20 protein-coding genes and 1 tRNA gene are annotated in these 15,932 nt (G+C 70.5%); 15 read left to right on the top strand and 6 right to left on the bottom strand.

Features of this window, described 5'->3' with window-relative positions; all coding sequences use genetic code 11:
• Positions 1-87: 87 nt before the first annotated feature.
• Positions 88-1,929: a glutamine--fructose-6-phosphate transaminase (isomerizing) gene (gene glmS, locus N6H00_RS14935; protein WP_268972174.1), complete on the top strand. Its 1,842-nt coding sequence runs from the start codon at positions 88-90 to the stop codon at positions 1,927-1,929.
• Between the two features lie 553 nt (positions 1,930-2,482).
• On the opposite strand, the gene N6H00_RS14940 is transcribed toward glmS, so the two are convergent.
• A complete protein-coding gene (locus N6H00_RS14940; RefSeq protein ID WP_257632792.1) occupies positions 2,483-3,004 on the bottom strand; it encodes a universal stress protein in 522 nt (173 codons plus the stop codon).
• Positions 3,005-3,525: 521 nt separating this feature from the next.
• Between N6H00_RS14940 and N6H00_RS14945 the strand changes: the two genes are divergently transcribed.
• The 12 genes from N6H00_RS14945 (at position 3,526) to N6H00_RS15000 (ending at position 12,355) form a co-directional block, all read left to right on the top strand.
• Positions 3,526-3,909: a hypothetical protein gene (locus tag N6H00_RS14945; protein ID WP_329618532.1), complete on the top strand. Its 384-nt coding sequence runs from the start codon at positions 3,526-3,528 to the stop codon at positions 3,907-3,909.
• A 549-nt stretch (positions 3,910-4,458) separates the two neighbouring features.
• Positions 4,459-5,790 (top strand): helix-turn-helix domain-containing protein, encoded by a 1,332-nt coding sequence (locus N6H00_RS14950; RefSeq protein WP_268972175.1) that lies wholly within the window; start codon positions 4,459-4,461, stop codon positions 5,788-5,790.
• A 5-nt stretch (positions 5,791-5,795) separates the two neighbouring features.
• Positions 5,796-6,404: an oligoribonuclease gene (gene orn, locus N6H00_RS14955; protein WP_268972176.1), complete on the top strand. Its 609-nt coding sequence runs from the start codon at positions 5,796-5,798 to the stop codon at positions 6,402-6,404.
• A gap of 96 nt (positions 6,405-6,500) precedes the next feature.
• Positions 6,501-6,573, top strand: a tRNA-His gene (locus N6H00_RS14960).
• A 746-nt stretch (positions 6,574-7,319) separates the two neighbouring features.
• Complete coding sequence (locus tag N6H00_RS14965) at positions 7,320-8,570, top strand: helix-turn-helix domain-containing protein (protein ID WP_268972177.1); 1,251 nt, start codon at positions 7,320-7,322, stop codon at positions 8,568-8,570.
• Positions 8,571-8,666: 96 nt separating this feature from the next.
• Entirely contained in the window at positions 8,667-9,269 is a 603-nt protein-coding gene (locus tag N6H00_RS14970) for a hypothetical protein (RefSeq protein WP_268972178.1), read from the top strand.
• Positions 9,266-10,147 carry a Scr1 family TA system antitoxin-like transcriptional regulator gene (locus N6H00_RS14975; RefSeq protein ID WP_268972179.1) on the top strand — a complete coding sequence of 294 codons (882 nt, stop codon included), beginning with the start codon at positions 9,266-9,268 and terminating at the stop codon, positions 10,145-10,147. The genes N6H00_RS14970 and N6H00_RS14975 overlap by 4 nt, the downstream gene beginning before the upstream one ends.
• The gene (locus N6H00_RS14980; RefSeq protein ID WP_268972180.1) at positions 10,144-10,317 is read left to right on the top strand and encodes a hypothetical protein; all 174 of its coding nucleotides are present in this window, start codon (positions 10,144-10,146) and stop codon (positions 10,315-10,317) included. The genes N6H00_RS14975 and N6H00_RS14980 overlap by 4 nt, the downstream gene beginning before the upstream one ends.
• Positions 10,314-10,457, top strand: coding sequence for a hypothetical protein (locus N6H00_RS14985; RefSeq protein WP_268972182.1), 144 nt, complete (start codon positions 10,314-10,316; stop codon positions 10,455-10,457). The genes N6H00_RS14980 and N6H00_RS14985 overlap by 4 nt, the downstream gene beginning before the upstream one ends.
• A gap of 261 nt (positions 10,458-10,718) precedes the next feature.
• Positions 10,719-10,847 carry a hypothetical protein gene (locus N6H00_RS14990; RefSeq protein ID WP_268972184.1) on the top strand — a complete coding sequence of 43 codons (129 nt, stop codon included), beginning with the start codon at positions 10,719-10,721 and terminating at the stop codon, positions 10,845-10,847.
• A 94-nt stretch (positions 10,848-10,941) separates the two neighbouring features.
• Positions 10,942-11,424, top strand: a complete 483-nt coding sequence (locus tag N6H00_RS14995) for a hypothetical protein (protein WP_268972185.1) — start codon at positions 10,942-10,944, stop codon at positions 11,422-11,424.
• Positions 11,425-11,737: 313 nt separating this feature from the next.
• Positions 11,738-12,355, top strand: coding sequence for a DUF4352 domain-containing protein (locus N6H00_RS15000; RefSeq protein WP_268972186.1), 618 nt, complete (start codon positions 11,738-11,740; stop codon positions 12,353-12,355).
• 15 nt (positions 12,356-12,370) lie between these two features.
• On the opposite strand, the gene N6H00_RS15005 is transcribed toward N6H00_RS15000, so the two are convergent.
• The 3 genes from N6H00_RS15005 to N6H00_RS15015 are packed head-to-tail and all read right to left on the bottom strand — an operon-like array spanning position 12,371 to position 13,518.
• Positions 12,371-12,736: a hypothetical protein gene (locus N6H00_RS15005; protein ID WP_268972188.1), complete on the bottom strand. Its 366-nt coding sequence runs from the start codon at positions 12,734-12,736 to the stop codon at positions 12,371-12,373.
• Positions 12,737-12,764: 28 nt separating this feature from the next.
• Positions 12,765-13,142, bottom strand: a complete 378-nt coding sequence (locus N6H00_RS15010; RefSeq protein WP_268972189.1) for a MerR family transcriptional regulator — start codon at positions 13,140-13,142, stop codon at positions 12,765-12,767.
• A 31-nt stretch (positions 13,143-13,173) separates the two neighbouring features.
• Positions 13,174-13,518, bottom strand: a complete 345-nt coding sequence (locus N6H00_RS15015; protein ID WP_268972190.1) for a helix-turn-helix transcriptional regulator — start codon at positions 13,516-13,518, stop codon at positions 13,174-13,176.
• 109 nt (positions 13,519-13,627) lie between these two features.
• Between N6H00_RS15015 and N6H00_RS15020 the strand changes: the two genes are divergently transcribed.
• Entirely contained in the window at positions 13,628-14,068 is a 441-nt protein-coding gene (locus tag N6H00_RS15020; RefSeq protein ID WP_268972191.1) for an STAS domain-containing protein, read from the top strand.
• Between the two features lie 25 nt (positions 14,069-14,093).
• Here N6H00_RS15020 and N6H00_RS15025 read toward each other — a convergent pair whose 3' ends face one another.
• Positions 14,094-14,873 carry a Clp protease N-terminal domain-containing protein gene (locus tag N6H00_RS15025; protein ID WP_268972192.1) on the bottom strand — a complete coding sequence of 260 codons (780 nt, stop codon included), beginning with the start codon at positions 14,871-14,873 and terminating at the stop codon, positions 14,094-14,096.
• Positions 14,874-14,959: 86 nt separating this feature from the next.
• Here N6H00_RS15025 and N6H00_RS15030 point away from each other — a divergent pair, with 86 nt between their 5' ends.
• Positions 14,960-15,442 (top strand): MaoC family dehydratase, encoded by a 483-nt coding sequence (locus N6H00_RS15030; RefSeq protein WP_268972193.1) that lies wholly within the window; start codon positions 14,960-14,962, stop codon positions 15,440-15,442.
• Positions 15,443-15,456: 14 nt separating this feature from the next.
• Here the strand turns inward: N6H00_RS15030 and N6H00_RS15035 are convergent, their stop codons facing one another.
• Positions 15,457-15,717: a hypothetical protein gene (locus N6H00_RS15035; RefSeq protein WP_268972194.1), complete on the bottom strand. Its 261-nt coding sequence runs from the start codon at positions 15,715-15,717 to the stop codon at positions 15,457-15,459.
• Positions 15,718-15,932 lie beyond the last annotated feature (215 nt).

Below are 15,932 nucleotides of genomic sequence, written 5' to 3' on the forward strand. Positions count from 1 at the left end.
CCACGACACCGGTCCACGACGGCGGCCGCCATCGCCGAAAACTGGCACGAGCACGCATGAGCGATCCAATGGGAGGCCCAGAACACCATGTGCGGAATCGTCGGATACATCGGAAAACGCGATGTGGCACCGCTGCTGCTGGAGGGACTACAGCGCCTGGAGTACCGCGGCTACGACTCCGCGGGCATCGCGATCCAGGGCAAGCCGGGCAAGGGCGGGCAGAACGCCTCGTCGACCGGGCTGAAGACCGCCAAGGCCAAGGGCCGGGTCCGCGAGCTGGAGGCCAAGCTTCCCAAGCGGTTCACGGGCACCACCGGCATCGCCCACACCCGCTGGGCCACCCACGGCGCGCCCAACGACCTCAACGCGCATCCGCATCTGGACGCCGACGGCAAGGTCGCCGTCGTCCACAACGGCATCATCGACAACGCCGCCGAGCTGCGCGCCAAGCTCACCGCCGACGGCGTGGAGCTGGTCTCCGACACCGACTCCGAGGCGCTCGCCCACCTCATCGGCCGCTCCCAGGCGCCCACCCTGGAGGAGAAGGTCCGTCACGCGCTCGCGATGGTCGAGGGCACCTACGGCATCGCCGTGCTGCACGCGGACTTCCCCGACCGCATCATCGTCGCCCGCAACGGCTCGCCGGTGGTGCTGGGCATCGGCGAGAAGGAGATGTTCGTCGCCTCGGACGTCGCCGCGCTGGTCAGCCACACCCGCCAGGTGGTCACCCTGGACGACGGCGAGATGGCCACCCTCAAGGCCGACGACTACCGCACCTACACCACCGAGGGCAGCCGCACCTCCACCTCCCCCACCACCGTGGAGTGGGAGGCCGAGTCGTACGACATGGGCGGCCACGACACCTATATGCACAAGGAGATCCACGAGCAGGTCGACGCCGTGGACCGGGTGCTGCGCGGCCGGATCGACGACCGCTTCTCCACCGTCCGGCTGGGCGGGCTCAACCTGGACGCCCGCGAGGCGCGCGGGGTGCGCCGGGTCAAGATCCTCGGCTGTGGTTCGGCGTACCACACGGGTCTGATCGGGGCCCAGCTGATCGAGGAGCTGGCCCGGATCCCGGCGGACGCGGAGCCCGCGAGCGAGTTCCGCTACCGCAACCCGGTCGTGGACCCGGACACCCTCTACATCGCGGTCAGCCAGTCCGGCGAGACCTACGACACTCTGGCGGCCGTCCAGGAGCTCAAGCGCAAGGGCGCGCGGGTGCTGGGCGTCGTCAACGTCGTGGGCAGCGCGATCGCCCGGGAGACGGACGGCGGGGTGTACGTCCACGCGGGCCCGGAGGTGTGCGTCGTCTCCACCAAGTGCTTCACCAACACCGCCGTCGCCTTCGCGCTGCTCGCCCTGCACCTGGGCCGGATCCGCGATCTCTCGGTCGCCGACGGCAAGCGGATCATCGACGGGCTGCGCAGGCTGCCCGAGCAGATCGCCGAGGTGCTGCGCGGCGAGCAGGAGATCGAGAAGCTCGCCGCCGAATATGCGAACGCAAAGAGCATGATGTTCGTCGGGCGGGTCCGCGGCTACCCGGTGGCGCGCGAGGCGTCCCTGAAGCTGAAGGAGGTCTCGTACATCCACGCCGAGGCGTACCCGGCCTCCGAGCTCAAGCACGGGCCGCTCGCCCTGATCGAGCCCGAGGTGCCGACCGTGGCGGTCCTCCCGGACGACGACCTGCTGGAGAAGAACCGCGCGACACTGGAGGAGATCAAGGCCCGCAGCGGCCGGATCCTGGCCGTCGCCCACCGGGAGCAGGAGAAGGCCGACCACACGATCGTGGTACCCCGCAATGAGCCCGAGCTCGACCCGATCCTCATGGGCATCCCGCTCCAGCTGCTCGCGTACCACACGGCGCTGGCGCTCGGCCGGGACATCGACAAGCCCCGGAACCTCGCCAAGTCGGTGACGGTCGAATAGACCCGAGCCCCGGTCCGCACCCCGCGCGACCTCGGCGGACCCCTCAGCGGACCGCTCGACGGGCCGCTCGGCGGTCCCCCGCGTGTGCCACCACGCACGCGGGGGCCGCCTCCCCTTCGCCGACGTCGCCCTGGCACGCCGGCGGCTGGCCGCCGCGCGGGAACCGTCACTTCCCGCACGACAGCACGATCGAACGATTTGTACCCCTCACAAACGCACAATCCACTTCTACGCATCGGTAGGTTTATCGGTTGTCAAGATGAACTTGACGCCATCTCGCCTGCGGTCCAGCGGAGTTGAAGGTGTCCGGTTCCAGGCGCTCACGCCACGTCGCAACGACGAAAGAGGTTTTGACTTGAACAACGACGCTTGACGAAGCGGCTCCGGGACACAGCGCGCCGGAGGCACAGGGACCTCGAAGGGCGCGGAAAGCCCCGGAAGGACTCGGAAGGGTCCCGAAGAGCCCAGGGAACTCCGGGCCGTTCAGGGCTCCTCAGAGCCGCTCAGCGGCCACCCGGAACACCTCGCGACCACTCACGACAGCTCACAGAACTCAGGGGATGACGATGACGGGCCGCTGCGCCCGCCGCGCGAGCCGCCCCGCCACCGAGCCGAAGATCCGCCCCACCAGCCCGTGCGTGGAGCCCACCACGATCGCGTCGGCCGCGTACTCCCGGCCGACCTCCTCCAGCTCATGACAGATGTCCCCGCCCCGCTCGACGAGGATCCAGGGCACCTCGGCGAGATGGTCGGCGCAGGCCAGCTCGAGCCCCAGCACCTCGGTGCGGTGATCGGGGACGTCGACGAAGACGGGCGGCTCACAGCCCGCCCATACGGTCGTCGGCAGCCGGTTGGCCACATGGACGATGATCAGCCCTGAGCCGGAGCGCCGGGCCATGCCGATGGCGTAGGCGAGGGCGCGCTCGCTCGATGTGGAACCGTCGAATCCCACCACGACACCGTGCTGGAACGCTGGATCGCAGGAATGACGTGTTTCTTCCGCCGCTTCGGGGTGCGCCATGTGATCGGCGACCCGCTTGCGGTCCGCGGGTTCGGGGATTTCGTGACCGGCCATCGGTGTCTCGGCGAAGGATGTCCTCGTGCGGAGGGATCGGCGGGGGCTCAGGTTGCGGGCTGTCGGGGGACGTGAGCTCCGCTGGAGCTCGGGGACGTCATCGAGGGGTCGAAATCCGTCCGGGATTCATCTTTCCAAGCCCTTACCCCCAAGGGTACGGCGGCATTCACCACCTGCCCAGAGGTTGCCACGGGAGCGGAGCCGCCCCGAAGCGTTCCCCGGAGCATGCCGGAGGGCGGCCCGTAACGCAATGCCCCAAGTGGTCCCACTCGCCCCGGGACTCGCACCGGAACCCGGCCCGGGACCCGCCCAGGCCGGGCCGCCGCGGTACGCCGTGCGGCCGCCCGGCAGTGACCTGGGGGCGGGCCGGGCGTTGTAGTAGCGGCACGGGGACGGCGGCCCCGGCCCACCCCGGCCACCTGCCCGGCCACCTGCCCGGACGCACCGCCCGCCGCCCCCTCGTCACCCCCGCGCCGACCCCCGTCGGCACCCCGCCGGCCGCTAGATGAGGAGCCCTGCCCGTGCCCGTCACCCCCGCGTACGACGCCCGTCGCGGCGCCCCCGACGGCGGCGCCGGGGCCCCCGGACGGCCGCACGCTCCAAGCTCCGCTCGAGCCCCGGTCCAGCCCGCCGCGAGCGACGCGGTGAGCGCGGTGAACGAGGTGATCCGCTGGGCCGCCTTCGGCTGCGCCGTGGTCCCCGTCGCCCTGCTGATGTGCGGAGCGCCCCTCGGCGGCGCGGTGGCGGCCGCCGCGGGCCTGGCCGCCGTGACGGCCGCCAGCCGCGCCCTGCTGCGCCATTCCGAGCGCACCGCGGCCCGGCTGGACGCGGACGGCGCCAATCCGCACCGGGGCCGCCACGGCCGTACGGGAATCGGCGCGCACCGGGGCGGCCGCCGCGCATGAGGACACGACCGGGGCACCGCCGGGACGCGGGCGTGACCGAGAACGTGACCGAGAACCCGCCCGCCGACGTGCCCCAGGGCGCGTCCGCGGACGCGTTCGGTAGCGCTCCGCACACTCAGCGCTGATCGAGTACTGCCGAACTCCTGCGGAAGTACGAGCGGGTCGTACGCCGGTCGCATGACGCATCCGCACATCTGCGCCCGCTTGTTTTCAGCCAACTTCGCGCCACAGTTCTTCCCTTGGCAAACACCGTGCTCAACCCCCGTCCGGCCAGCGTGGAAAGGGGTCAGAGGCGCATGTACCCCCTACGGGAAGTGGGTGTCCGCACAAGGCGTACTTCACAGCGAGGGCTACGAGTGCAACGCTTCGTGATCGAATGCTTCGCGCCAAGTTGTCATGTCGACATAGTGGCGGGTGGTGAACTGGTCACGGCGACCACACGCGACACAGTAGATTCGATCTTGGCCATGACCGGCGGGGGAACCGTTCAGGACCGAGGGGAAACGTGCAGGACCGAGAGGACGCGACCACCGAGGGGGGCTTAGTGCCATGAGCCAGGACTCCACGACCGTACCGGAGACCTCGCGCAAGCTCTCCGGACGCCGGCGACGAGAAATCGTCGCGGTGCTGCTGTTCAGCGGCGGCCCCATCTTCGAAAGCTCCATCCCGCTCTCCGTCTTCGGTATCGACCGGCAGGACGCCGGAGTCCCTCGGTACCGACTGCTGGTGTGTGCGGGCGAAGATGTGCCACTGCGAACGACTGGCGGACTGGAACTGACCGCACCATACGGCCTGGAGGCACTCTCCCGGGCCGGGACCGTCGTCGTACCGGCCTGGCGGTCGATAACCCAGCCGCCACCGGCCGCCGCGCTCGACGCGCTGCGCCGCGCGCACGAGGAGGGTGCGCGGATCGTGGGCCTGTGCACCGGGGCCTTCGTACTGGCCGCCGCCGGGCTGCTGGACGGCCGCCCGGCAACCACCCACTGGATGTACGCGCCGACGCTCGCCAAGCGCTATCCGTCGGTCCATGTGGACCCGCGCGAGCTCTTCGTCGACGACGGCGACGTACTGACCTCGGCGGGCACCGCCGCCGGGATCGACCTGTGCCTGCACATCGTGCGCACCGACCACGGCGCGGACGCCGCCGGCGCCCTCGCCCGGCGCCTGGTCGTCCCACCGCGGCGCAGCAGTGGAGGGCAGGAGCGCTATCTGGACAGGTCGTTACCAGAGGAGATCGGGGCGGACCCGCTCGCCGAGGTGGTGGCGTGGGCGCTCGAGCATCTGCACGAGCAGTTCGACGTCGAGGCCCTGGCCGCCCGTGCCTATATGAGCCGCAGAACCTTCGACCGCAGGTTCCGTTCGCTCACTGGGAGCGCTCCACTCCAGTGGTTGATCACCCAGCGGGTGCTCCAGGCGCAGCGGCTCCTGGAGACCTCCGACTACTCGGTCGACGAGGTCGCCGGGCGCTGCGGCTTCCGCTCGCCGGTCGCGCTGCGCGGACACTTCCGGCGGCAGCTGGGGTCCTCCCCGGCCGCCTACCGGGCCGCGTACCGCGCCCGCAGGCCCCAGGGCGGCCCGGCGGAGCGTACGGACCGCCCGGACCGCGCCGACCGCCTGGAGCGGCTGGAGCGGGCCGACCGGCCCGACCGCGCCGAGGTGATCGAACAGCGCGGCGATCACTCGCTGGCGCTGCGGCGGCCGGGCGCGCCCGGCGGCCACACGGGTCACCCGGCGCATCCCGGGCACCATCACCACGCTCCGCATCCGGAACCTGGCAAACCGGAGTCGGACACCTACGCCCCGCGCCTGCCCGAACAGGCCGCGGGTCGTGCTCCGGGCCGTCCGTCCGTGCCCGGCCAGCGGGAACGCCCCGTAGGGTGAGACGTATGAACGATCGCATGGTGTGGATCGACTGCGAGATGACCGGGCTCTCGCTGGCGAACGACGCGCTTATCGAGGTGGCCGCGCTGGTCACGGACTCCGAGCTGAACATCCTGGGCGAGGGAGTGGACATCGTTGTCCGGCCCCCCGCGGAAGCGCTGGTCACCATGGACGAGGTGGTGCGCACGATGCACACCACCTCCGGCCTGCTCGCCGAGCTCGAGGGCGGGACCACGCTCGAGGACGCCCAGGACCGGGTCCTGGCCTACATCCGCGAGCACGTCCCCGACGCCGGCAAGGCCCCGCTGTGCGGAAACTCGGTCTCCACCGACCGCGGCTTCCTCCTGCGGGACATGCCGACGCTCGAGAGCTACCTCCACTACCGGATCGTCGACGTCTCCTCGATCAAGGAGCTGGCCCGCCGCTGGTATCCGCGGGCCTACTTCAACAGTCCCAAGAAGAACGGCAACCACCGCGCGCTCGCGGACATCCACGAGTCCATCGCCGAGCTGCGCTACTACCGGGAGGCGGTCTTCGTCCCCCAGCCCGGCCCGGACTCGGACACGGCGAAGGCCATCGCGGCCAAGCACGTCCTGCCCGCCCGGCACGCCTGACCCCGTGCTCGCTCCCGACTCCCCGAAAGCCGGGAGCGAGCACCCCTCCGGACCCTGTACACTTTTTCTCGGCCGGTGCGGAAAGCGCCGGTCATGGTGGGTATAGCTCAGCTGGTAGAGCACCTGGTTGTGGTCCAGGATGTCGCGGGTTCGAGTCCCGTTACTCACCCTGAACGATCAAGGGCCTGACCTGCGAAAGCAGGTCAGGCCCTTCTTCGTCTCAAAAGACCGGGGCCGTGGGGGCCCCAGCCCTCAGGAACGTCCACCTCGCCGAGCAGCTGGAGCAGGCCCGCGAGGCGGCCAAGACGGTGCTCTGGACGAGATGGGGAGCCGGCCCGACCGCGCACTCCGCGGTGGCAGGTCACGCTCCAGGACTTGCCCTCGAGGGCTGAGGTGCCGGTGCCGATCCCGGGGCCACGGGGTGAGCAGGGTGGCCAGGCCGTGATGGCGCGCCTGGGACGAGGGGCAGCCCTGGCCCGTCGGGGCCGTCCGGCCGGCCGAGTGCGGACGGGAAGGACGGGGCCCCGGGTCGGCAGGGGCCCCGGGGCGGCAGGAGCCGCAGGAGCCGCAGGGTGAGCCTGGTCCGGCTGGGGCCCCGCACGGGGCCGCCGGGCGCGGACGGCCGGGACGGGGCCGATGGCCGGGATGGGCAGACCCGCCCGGATCGCTACCGCTACAGGCGCCGAGCTGGGATCCGGATGCGCGTTTTGTCGATCTCCGGAAGGTCTGGTGGTGGTCGAGTTCCTGTCGGATCAACAGGCAGCCCAGTACGCGGCGTTCAACGGAGCGCCGCCTCGTCTGGTTTGAGGGCCGGGCAAGGAGGCTTTCGTCATGCCTCGGAGTGAACCGTCTCACACGACAACGGCCCTGCCTCATACCCTGGCAGTGACGAGCTGGACAGAGAGGGGCAAGGCCATGCCATCTGATGCTACCCCGGACCCATTGGACCATCCGCTGGTCTTCGGCCAGCGGATGCAAGTCCTCCGCACACGCCGAGGCATGAGCCGTACCGTCCTCGCCGGTCTCCTCGGCAAGTCCCCGAGCTGGGTGAAGCAGGTGGAGAACGGCACTCTCCACACACCCGGACTCCCCATGATCTTGCGCATCGCCGAGGTGCTACGCGTCCGCGACCTCACCGAACTCACCGGTGACCAGACGCTTCCCGTTGCCCTCTTCATCGGCCCTGGTCACGCCAAGCTGCCCGCCGTGCGAGCGGCAATCGACTCGTTCCCCTTCGCTACCGACCGCGAAGCACCATCAGCCGCACACCTGAGTGCCCGCCTCGAAAGTGCCTGGTCCGCCCGCCACTCCGCGCCCAACCATCGTGAAGTGATCGGCGGCCTCCTGCCAGACCTCATCCGGGACGCACAGCTCGCTGTACGCCAGGCCGACCGTGCCCCCGAACGGCGAGCAGCCCAGGCGGTGCTCGCCGAGGTCTACAGCCTCAGCCAGTTCTTCATCGCCTACCAGCCCGACTCCGCCCTCCTCTGGCGCGTCGCCGAGCGCGGCATGGTCGCGGCCCAGGAGAGCGAGGACCCACACGCCATCGGCGTAGCTGCGTGGCTCACCGCTCAGGCCCACCGTGACAGCGGCCCGGCCCACTTCGATGCGGCCGACGCTGTCACGTTGGAGACGCTGCGTTACCTCACACCACTGCTGCCGGACGCGCCGGACGATGTCCGCGCCATCGCTGGCGCCCTGCAGTTCGAAGCCGGATACACCGCCGCTCGCCGTGGAGATACGGGAACCGCGTGGGGCTACTGGGACACCGCCCGCAAGATGGCCAAGCGGCTGCCTGCCGACTACTACCACCCCATGACGTCGTTCTCTCAAGCCATCATTGGTGCGCACGCGGTCACGGTCGCCGTCGAGCTGCACGCGGGTGGGGAGTCCGTGCGGCAGGCCGCGAAGGCGGACGCGAAGACGATCCGTTCGCGGCCGCGGCGGGCTCGGCACCGGATCGAGGAGGCGCGCGGCTACCAATTGGATGGGCAGTCGGAGACCGCGCTGGCGACGCTGGACAAGGCGTACGAGGCAGCTCCGGAGACGATCCGATACAACGGCTACGCGCGCCGCATCATCTTGGAAGAGACGGAGTCAAAGTCTCCTACGCATCGCCGTCGTGCTGCCGAGCTGGCGGTGAAGATCGGCGTATTGGCTGCCTGACCCGGTGTTCGAGGGGCAGAATCTCTGCCCCTTCTCCGCCCCCGGCGCTCTTACGGTCGGTTATCACCTGATCACCGATGACGCCCGGGGGCTACCGTGCCGACGAATCCCCAAGTCCTGCCGTGGACACCACCGAACACCGTGGACGTCGAGGCGTTACCCGTGGGCAAATGGTGGGACGCCATCTCCGCGCCCACTCCTGTCGCCGACCGCGCCCTGGAGCTGCTCGGGCGGGACTCGGGCGCCGTCATCCAAGACGACACCCACGGCAAGGCGTACTGGCTGATCGGAGTCGGCACCGCCCGCAGCTGGTGCATGCGACAGGTCCGCGTCCTCACCGAACTCGCCGACGAAAGCACCCTCCTCGGCGTACCGCCCGCGTCCTGGGGGCCTGAGCACCGGACGTACTGGCGGATCCCGCTCGGCCCGGACCGGTACCTGACCGACACCCATCGCCTGGCCCCCGCCCTGGGCCAGGCCGTTTACGACGTTCTCGGCCCGAGGCCGAACGGCCGGCAGCTGTGCTACCGATGCCAGCTGCCCACCGACGAGCCGGTCATCGTAGAAGTCCATCACAGCGTCAGCGGCGCCGGACGCACCACCTACTCCTGCCCGTCCCACGCCCCTACCTACCAGCGTGACCCGGTCGCCGAGGCCGCCGCCAGGCGCCGCGCCCTCGAACAGGGCAGGACCCGATGACAGACGACGTGACCACCCCTGATCGTGGACCCGCGCCCCTGGTCCTGGGCGCATACCTGCGGTCCCTACGGCTCGCCAAGGGCCTCACGCCCACCGCCGCCGCCGAAGCCATCCGCAGCTCACCATCCAAGATCAACCGGATGGAAACCGGCCAGGCAGCACAGCGATGGCAGGACGTATCCACCCTGACCAGGCTCTACGGCGTCACCGACATGGACACCATCACCGGCGCAATGCGCTGGACAGGCCGGCAGACGACAGACCCCACACGCTTCCCAGGCCCCATCCGCGATGACGCCGAGGGCTGGATGGACCGACTGCGCGCCTGCGAACACCACGCGTCCGAAATCTGCGTCTACGCCTCGGTCACCATGCCCCGCATCGTGCAGACCACCGGATACCCCGTCGACCACCTGACCCTGCTGACCTCGTCGGCCCAACCCCCGCGGGTCCCGGCGCACACCGTGCTCCCCGACAACCAGACGCAGGACGTCACCGTGCTCCTCGACGGAGCGATGCTCCTGCGGACGCTCGGGAACCCGCTGGCCATGGCAGCGCAGATGACCTACCTGCAGCGGCTGGGGGCCAGCGGTACCCGGATCTTGGTGGTGCCCCTGCAAGCCGGAGTCATCCCGCCCCCGGGCAGCCTGTACCGCTTCCACCTCCACGGGCAGGAGGTGTTCGCCGAGGAGACGTGGAGCGCGGTCTACGCCAGCGGAACGGACGGCCAGGCGGCGCGCGACCGCCTCGCGGCCGGGCTCCAAGCCGCCAAGGATCCCGAGGCCAGCGCCGCTCTGCTGGACGCAGCACGCCGGCGGTTCCAACTGCTGGCCGAGGACCCGGCGTCCGATCCTCTCCTCAAGGAGGTGGCGGCATGACCGCGAGTCTGCTGGGCCCGGCCGCCGAGACCGAGTGGCGCGCAGCCCTGGAGCACGCCGCAGGCTGCCCAGCCTGCCGGACGCCCGGCACCAGGTGCGAGACCGGAGAGCACCTGCTGGCCGCCTACGAGGAGGCTGCGCGTCGGGCCCGGTCAGGAGGTGCCGGATGAGGCACCGCCGACAGCCCCCCACTGAGCGGGCTGCACTGTTCGCCTTCCGCGCCGCCCGGATGGGCCTGCTGCTCAGCGCGATCCCCGCGCTGCTGACGCTCGCGGTCTGGCTCTGTGTAGCGGGCGATCCAGCCACATAGACCGGGTGGGTCGCTGGGCTCTGGGCCCCGCCAGAGCAGCGGCGCCAGCGGCCCGCCCCCAAAGAACCCCTGCCGGTCGATACAGCCAGGCACGGCCGCCGACAAGGCAGGGCGGACGGGGCTCCGGACCGGTCTGCACCGCCGGGCCGGAGTCCCGTCCAACACAGCTCGCCTCGACCTCCCGCTTGCAGGCCAGTGGCCGGGACGAGCACCGCGCAATCGCGCGGGGACACCCCTGCGCGAGTGAACTCAGGAGGCCCAATGCGATTACAGCATGTCGTCGTCCGCCAGGACCCCGAGGACAGCGACACGATGCCGGACACGGACGCCCCGACCCCAGGCGGCCAGACGCCCGGCGACTCGGACGACGGCCGCCAGTACGCGAGGTAGCCAGCGCCCGGCGCCATAGGTAAGCGGCGGCCCCCTCGGACGATTCGCCCCCCGGCCGGGGCGGGCCGCTCCCACCACGCAGGAGGTACCCCGGATGACCGCTCCGCCCCCGCCCGCTCACTGGCACTGCTACCGCTGGACCGGAGACCGCCGCACATACGACGGCGAGTCGGCCCGACGGCCACCTCACCTCGTCGTGCAGGACATCTCGCCCCAGGAGTGGAAGCAGATCGCGGCCGCCTCGCCGGCCTTCATGGCGAGCGACGTACCCCCGCTGGAGGTACCACACTGGCTGCTCCGCCCAGCCAGAATGATCAAAGCCACCTTCGACGCCCCGGACAAAGCCTCTGCCTGGTACAGAGACCAGGTCAGCGACTTAAGCCCGTCCTTCCTGACCGACCACGACAAGGACTCCTCCCGGCAAGCCGAGTGGTTCGCGGCCGCGGATGACCGGCTCGGCTGGGGCGGGGATGTCGTCGGCGGCTGGTACCTGCGCGGTACCGGCTTCGCCTCGGTCCAGGTCGTCGCGTGCAGCACGAACCGCGTCCGCCCGACGATCCCGTGCCCGATGCGCTGACGTCTTCCCATCGGCCCCGTTCGCGTGTCGCCCCGTGGCGCGCGGACGGGGCCGCCCAGAGCCTCCTCGCGCGTAACGCGTACGCGCCGGTAGTCGCCGACCCTGACGGCGCCTGACTGAACAGAGAAACGATCTCGACTCGGAGCGCGCGAGCGATCAGCGCCAAGTGATCATCGACGTGCCGCACGGCGAGAACGCAAGCCCAACCCGAGATCCTCGGCGGCCTGCCGTTCCGTGTCCCCCATACCTCATAAAAACCGATACAGTGCTCATCCCCCCACACGCCACATCCGTGCACACCCAGGGGGGAACCATGCGCGCCCGCGCCGTCGCCGTCATTGCCACCGCCGTCCTCTGCCTGTCTCTCGCCGCATGCGGCAGCGAGGACGACAAGGGCAGCGGCATCAGCACCAACCCCAAGACCGAGTCCTCCTCACAAGCCGCCTCCGCCGACGAGACCGCGGGCACCGAGGACGCCAAGGACGCCGCCGCAGACGCATCCGAGCAGCCCGCGGACGCCCGCGTCGGCGACACCATCACGCTCTCGGGCCAAGAGGACGGCGAACAGCTCGACGTCACCATGAAGAAGTGGCTGGACCCCGCCAAGAGCGCGGATGAGTTCACCACGCCCGGGGCCGGCAAGCGCTGGGTCGCGGTTCAGGTCCAGCTCACCAACACCGGCACCGCCACGTACAGCGACAGCCCGTCCAACGGTCTCCAGGCCGTGGACACCGACGGTCAGCGGTTCGACGCCACGTTCGCCGACATCACGGCCGGCCCGCAGATGACCTCCGACCTCAAGCTCCCGGCGGGTGACAAGGCACTCGGCTGGGTCGTCCTCGAGGTACCCGAGGCATCGAAGATCGCCACCCTCCAGTTCACGATGAACAGCGGCTTCGCCGACGAGACCGGTCAGTGGAAGATCGGCTAGTCGCCGCTGCCGGGGCTACTCCACCGGCTCCACCGGCTCCACCAGAAGGGTGGTGTGCTGGTTGTCATAGCCCTCCACCATCACGAGGGCACAGGCCGTGACCACCGCCTGATAGACCCGGCTCACCTGGAGGTCGCCGCGGGGGACCAGCGGATACGGGCGGAGCAGGAGGCCACCGTTGCCCCCGCGGCTCGCGTGCACGTGGTTCATGTACCGGATGCCGGTGTCCAGATCGAGAACGACTGGGTACTGGCACGGGTCGGCCCACGTCGGGGGCTTGTACCGCTTCTTCTCCGGCCGTGTGTCGGCGAACTCGGTGACCTCGATCTTGTGTCCCGCGGGTATCGCGGCGGGATAGTTCAGGGCGAGTGTTAAGGCCATGTGGTGAGCGTAGAACCGGCCCGCCCGGTCAAGCAGCGGATTGCGGGATGCACACCCCGCCGTCGACCGTGCCGTGCGCCGCCTCGATGACGGCCTCGAGGCGGTCGCGGGTCATGGCCAGGTCGGCCATCTGGGCGTTGATGCGGTCGCGTTCGGCGGCCAGGCGGGCGAGGATGTCGGGGGTGGCGATACCGGTGTGGGTACAGGGGAGGAGTTCGCGGAGGACCTTGCTCGACAGGCCCGCGGCGTAGAGGTGCTGGATGAACAGCACGCGCTCGACCGCGGTGTCGGGGTAGTGACGCTGGCCGCTGGGGCTGCGCTCCGAGGCGAGCAGCTCCTGCTCCTCGTAGTAGCGCAGCGCTCGCACGCTGACACCCGTGCGAGCGGCGAGTTCTCCGATGCGCACCGTGACTCCTGCCTCTGACGTCAGGGGGGTATCAGGATAGTCGCGGTGCGGGCTCGTCGGCGCGCTCGGTGCGCTGGACCTCGTCCTTGAGGAGCAGGGAGAGGAGCGAGGCCACGGGGAGCCCGGCTTCGGCCGGGTGGCGCAGGACCTTCCCCGGCTCGATGCGGTACGTGTTGGTGCGCCCCTCACGGGTGTGGGACAGATATCCGTCCTGCTCCAGGTCAGCGATGATCTTCTGGACGGCACGCTCCGTCAGTCGACAGTGCGCGGCGATGTCGCGGATACGCACGTTCGGGTCATCGGCGATCGCGGCCAGGACGCGGGCGTGGTTGGTCAGGAATGTCCATCCGGTGTGCGACTCAGCAACTCCTCTCATGGCTGCATGATATTGCCGAGACGACGAACGCACCTAGAAACATGAATTACATTTCGTGTAAAACAGATCGTGTGACACCGGCGCGGCGACCCCGAGGGGAGACAGACAGGTGCACGCACGAGAGGCCATCATGCCCGACTCGGGACACCACCCGCCGCACAGGCCCATGAACGACGCGGCACCCGGCACATCGGCCGACTCGACGCCGCCGTACCCGTCCACCCTCCTCACCGACAGCTACTCGGAGGGGCCCCGGAAGGTCGTCGTGGTCCGGGGCGAGGTGGACTACGAGACCGCCCCCGCCCTGACCGCCGCCGTGCGCGAGGCCCTGCGCACGTCCGCCGACGGTGTCGACCTGGACCTCGACGCGGTGCGGTTCTGGGACTGCTCGGCCCTCAACGCGCTGCTGAGGCTGCGCCGAGAGGCGCTCGCGCACGGCAAGACGGTCACCGTCCGCTCCGCGAGTCGCTTCGTCAGGCGAGTCCTCACCCTGACCGGCACATCGCCGCTGTTCCGGCTCCCGGGCGGCGGCACCGACGCGATGGCCTGAGCCGCCGGGTCCCGGGGCCGGCCGGTCACGCCTCCTTCCCGCTCCCGCTCCCGTTCTCGTTCTTGCTCTCGTTCTCGATGGCCGCGGCGATCCGGGCCAGCACCTGGGCGATGTTCTCCGCGGCGGCGGCCTTGTCGATACCGAGGCCGCTCAGCAGGCCCGAGCCGCCCTCGTGTTCGAGGAGGGCGAGGAGGATGTGCTCGGTGCCGATGTAGTTGTGGCCCAGCCGCAGGGCCTCGCGGAAGGTGAGCTCCAGCACCTTGCGGGCGCCCGCGTCGTACGGAATGAGCTCCGGCACCTCCTCGGCGGCCGGGGGCAGCGCCTCGGTGGCCGCCTGGCGGACGGTGGCCAGCGGGACGCCCTGGGCGAGGATCGCCTTCGCGGCGAGGCCGTCCGGCTCGTGGAGGAGGCCCAGGACCAGGTGCTCGGGGCGGACCTCGGCGTTGACGGCGGCGCGGGCCTCGTTCGTCGCCGCCATCACGACGTTCTTGGCCCGCGGGGTGTAGCGGCTGAAGCCCTGGCCGGGGTCGAGGTCCGACGACTCGCCGGGCGCTTTGGGGACGAAGCGCTTCTGGGCCGCCTGCCGCGTCACCCCCATGCTCTTGCCGATGTCGGTCCAGGAGGCGCCGGAGCGGCGGGCCTGGTCCACGAAGTGACCGATGAGGTGGTCGGCCACCTCGCCGAGGTGCTCGGCGGCGATCACTGCGTCGGAGAGCTGCTCGAGGGCGTCGGTGTGAACCTTCTTGATGGCCTCGATCAGATCGTCGAGGCGCACGGAATGGGTGAGTCCGACTGGATTCGTCATGTGTCAACCATAGGTTGACACTCCGGGGAGCGTCAACCCGGAGTTGACACCAGCCCGCTCCGTGCGGCTGTGACAGGGTGCGGGGTATGAACTCTGATGCGCCGACGGTCCGTTGCGACCGTTACCTGGAGGACTACCGGCCCGGAGAAAGCCACGACTGCGGCTCGGTCACGGTCACGGAGGAGGAGATCGTCGAGTTCGCGACGCGATTCGATCCGCAGTTCTTCCACGTCGACCCCGAGGCGGCGGCCGACGGCCCGTTCGGCGGCCTCATCGCGAGCGGTTGGCACACCACGGCGCTGATGATGCGGCTGTACGCCGACCACTACCTCTCCCCCGCCGCGAGCCTGGGCGGTCCGGGCGTGGACGAGCTGCGCTGGACCGCCCCGGTCCGGCCGGGGGACACGCTCCGGCTGCGCGTGACCGTCCTGGAGGCCCGGCCGTCGCGGTCCAAGCCCGACCGCGGGATTCTGCGCAGCCGGGTCGAGATGACCAACCAGCGCCAGGAGACGGTGCTCCGGCTCACCGTGCTCAATATGCTGCGCGTCCGGCCGGCGGACAGCGGCTGAGCCCGGCCGCGGCGTCACCGCGCGGAACGGCGCCGCGGCCAGAACGTGGTCCAGGTGAACTTGTCGCCGCCCACCCACCGGACCACGTCCGGGTCGTCCAGGTCCACGTCGTCCAGGCCGACCTCGCGGGCGATCTCGATGACGTCCAGCACCGAGTGCGCCTTGCCCGCCAGCTCACCGGCGATCTCGACCAGCCGGAACGGGGGGTCGTTCGGCTGGACGCCGAGCACCACGATCGGAGGCCGGTGGATGCGCGGGGCCTGGGATTCGGTCATATGTCCCAGGTTGCGCCCCACGCCCCCGCGCCGCACCTCAGACCCGCCGGGCGGGCCTCAGACCCGCCGGGCGGGCGGCTCGGAGGGGCGCCGGACGGACGGCCCGGACGCCCCGGACACCCCGGACAGGCGCCCCGGACGCCCCGGACAGGCGCCCCGGACGGCCGGGGACACTCCGTCGGACCACCCGGCTCGCCCGCGTCCACGGTGCGGCC

This window comes from Streptomyces sp. S465, assembly GCF_026898115.1.
Lineage (GTDB): Bacteria > Actinomycetota > Actinomycetes > Streptomycetales > Streptomycetaceae > Streptomyces > Streptomyces luomodiensis.